The organism is Luedemannella helvata, from assembly GCF_039528415.1.
Taxonomy (GTDB): domain Bacteria; phylum Actinomycetota; class Actinomycetes; order Mycobacteriales; family Micromonosporaceae; genus Luedemannella; species Luedemannella helvata.
On the sequence record NZ_BAAALS010000078.1, the window covers coordinates 1 to 1,728 of the forward strand.

Consider the following 1,728-nt stretch of genomic DNA (forward strand, 5'->3'; position numbering starts at 1 on the left):
CCCGTACCGGAACGCCTGCCCGCCGACGGTGTGGTCGTCGCTGCTGGACGGCGCCCATCGGGACATCGTGTTCGCCGGCTACACGTCGTACTTCCTGTGGCAGGAGCAGCCGCGGGCCGCCGAACGGCTGCGGGCGAAGGCGGAGGCCGGCTGCCGCATCCGGTTCCTGCTGGGCGACCCGGAGTCGGAGGTGACCCGCCGGCGAGAGGCGGTCGAGGACGTCCCGTTGACGGTGTCAACGCGGATCCGGATCACGCTGGACCAGCTGCGGAAGCTGGGCCAGCTGCCGGGGCTGGAGGCCCGCTTCTCGGAGGGGCATATCTCGCTGTCGGTGTTCCGGTTCGATGACGAGGCGCTCGTCACGCCGCACATCGCGGACCAGCTGGGCCACGAGTCGCCGCTCCTGCAGCTGCGCCGGCTCCAGCCCGACGGGCTGTTCGACCGGTTTGCCCAGCATGCCGAGACGTTGTGGGCTGCTGGCCGGCCGGTTCCGGATGTCGGTGGCGGCTCGTAGGATCGGGGCATGATCCGGTCCGCTGAGGTCGTGAACGCTGAGATCCGCGAGTTGTGGGCGGGTGGCTCGCTGGCGGCTGAGGACGTCGACCGCTATCACCGGCTCGTCGTGGAGTGGGCTGAGGCGGTACGCGCCGAGCAGGAGCTGGCGGCCTAGAATCCGGCCGTGGCTATCGAACCCCCTGACGAATTGATCGAGCTCCAGCGTGCCTCCGACGAGGCGCATGAGGCCGTCCGTGCCGACCCGTCCCCGGAGGCGTGGGCTGTCTGGCGGGACCGGGCCGGCGAGGTGCAGAAAGCGGTGACCGAGTACGCGAAGGAGATCGGCGAGCCGCGGAACAAGGTCGAGGCTGCGGTGAAGAAGGCCGTGAGGCATCCGGAACCTGAGGCTTGACAGACCTCCGCCCCGCCGGGCGCTGTCCCCGTGGGGTCCGGTGGGGCGGGATCGTGCAGCGAGGCAGCCCGCCTCAACCCGTGAATGGGATACGAACAGGCTAGCGGCGGGCACTGACAACGAGGCGCCACAGAATTACCCGGCTTGCTCCCACGCTGCGACAGCTGCCGCCGCGATCCGGTCGTCCCAGAGGGGGCCAGTCGCGCAGATCGGTCCGGGGGTATAGCCATCCATGCCGTGGGTGAGGCGTGCATGCGTGTCGGCGGCGATCTGGCGGGGGCGGGAGTAGGTGCCGGAGTTCTCGGACAGTGGCCAGGTGTTTCGGCTGCCTCCGTCCTCGATGAGGAGCCAGCCGTTGCGCTGGTCCCATCCCAGGTAGACGCCGTGCGGCCAGTGCTCCTCGGCGACGATGCCGGCGGGCCAGTCGCGGAAGACGGCGTCGAGCTGTTCGCCATCGGGGGTCTCGGTCCAGCAGGCGCCCGGTTCGATGCCGTAGGCGGCGAGCTGGTGGGCGACTTCGTCCATATAGGCGTCGTGGGGCAGGGTGTCGGTCATGAAATCCCCCTCGGGTTGGTTTGTGTAGGTATGGGTACCGGTGCGGGGTATGCGGCGTCAAGGTATGCGTCAACCGCGTAGACTCGAACATGTGTCCGATCTGCCGCCCGACCTGCCCCGCCTCCGCACCCTGGAGACGTGGCTCGCCCTGAGCCTCGACCGGGTCCGGCAGCAGATAGCCGCAGCCGAACAGCAAGCCGCCGTCGACGTTCACCGCGAGCCGCCGCCCGTCCCGGACTGGGTCGTCGAGTACGGCATCGGCATCG

At 69.6% G+C, this 1,728-nt stretch carries 3 protein-coding genes and 1 pseudogene; 3 read left to right on the forward strand and 1 reads right to left on the reverse strand.

Translation table 11 applies throughout. The annotated features are described in order from the left end of the window. The 3 genes and pseudogenes from ABD191_RS28620 to ABD191_RS28630 form a co-directional block, all read left to right on the forward strand. Window positions 1-514, forward strand: a pseudogene (locus ABD191_RS28620) (XRE family transcriptional regulator); the annotation flags it as partial. A gap of 9 nt (window positions 515-523) precedes the next feature. Then, window positions 524-670 carry a hypothetical protein gene (locus ABD191_RS28625; RefSeq protein ID WP_167751175.1) on the forward strand — a complete coding sequence of 49 codons (147 nt, stop codon included), beginning with the start codon at window positions 524-526 and terminating at the stop codon, window positions 668-670. Between the two features lie 9 nt (window positions 671-679). Then, complete coding sequence (locus tag ABD191_RS28630) at window positions 680-907, forward strand: hypothetical protein (protein ID WP_244306142.1); 228 nt, start codon at window positions 680-682, stop codon at window positions 905-907. Window positions 908-1,042: 135 nt separating this feature from the next. Here the strand turns inward: ABD191_RS28630 and ABD191_RS28635 are convergent, their stop codons facing one another. After that, complete coding sequence (locus tag ABD191_RS28635) at window positions 1,043-1,462, reverse strand: hypothetical protein (protein ID WP_030900946.1); 420 nt, start codon at window positions 1,460-1,462, stop codon at window positions 1,043-1,045. Window positions 1,463-1,728: the final 266 nt, after the last annotated feature.